Origin of the sequence: Bacillus sp. BD48, assembly GCF_046566805.1 — a bacterium.
GTDB classification, from domain to species: Bacteria; Bacillota; Bacilli; order Bacillales; family Bacillaceae; genus Bacillus; species Bacillus safensis.
In genome coordinates this window covers 1-753 of the sequence record NZ_JANGFM010000015.1, presented here as the reverse complement: position 1 = coordinate 753, position 753 = coordinate 1, and the positions used below count along the sequence as shown (strand labels likewise).

1 protein-coding gene is annotated in these 753 nt (G+C 40.6%); it reads right to left on the bottom strand.

Annotated features, from left to right (window positions below; genetic code table 11):
• Positions 1 to 753 (bottom strand): amino acid adenylation domain-containing protein (locus tag ACLGGR_RS19185; RefSeq protein WP_410973702.1); only part of this gene is annotated, 753 nt, incomplete at both ends.

Below are 753 nucleotides of genomic sequence, written 5' to 3'. Positions count from 1 at the left end.
TTCAATCTCACTTGGTTCGATACGGTACCCTCGAATATTAATCTGATCATCTATTCTTCCTACATAGTCTATTGAACCATCTGGAAGCCAGCGAGCCAGGTCACCTGTTCTATACATTTTTTCTCCTGGAATGAAAGGGTTTCTTACAAATTTCTCTTTCGTCAGCTCTGGTAAGTTCCAATAGCCACGTGCTAACCCTTCTCCTCCAATACACAGTTCACCAGGTATGCCTATCGGCTGTAAATTTAGGTTATCATCTACAATGTATATCCTTTCGTTACTATTTGGAGTTCCTATTGATGGCTTCTCCATGTCAGGAGTACATACCCCCGCTGTGCTTCCAATTGCCGCCTCTGTTGGGCCGTAACCATTGATTAAGGTACGCTCTTTTCCCCATACTTTGACTATATCTGATGTACATGCTTCTCCCATCGTAATAATTGTCTTTAAATCTGGTAATTCTTCATACGGTGTCACCTTCAATACGGAAGGTGGGAAAAAGGCAGTAGTAATGGCTTGATCCTTTAACCACTCTGTAAACTTATCCCCCGAAAGAAACAATTCTTTTTTACCTAAATAAAGGGTCGCTCCACTTAAAAGAGTAGGGAAGATTTCACCTACTGATACATCAAAACTAAAAGAGGCAAATTGTAACACACGGCTGCCTGATGAAATACCAAAAGTCTCACCCATTAAACAAAAGTTGCTTACACTTTTATGTTCCACCATAACCCCTTTAGGTTTTCCAGTAGT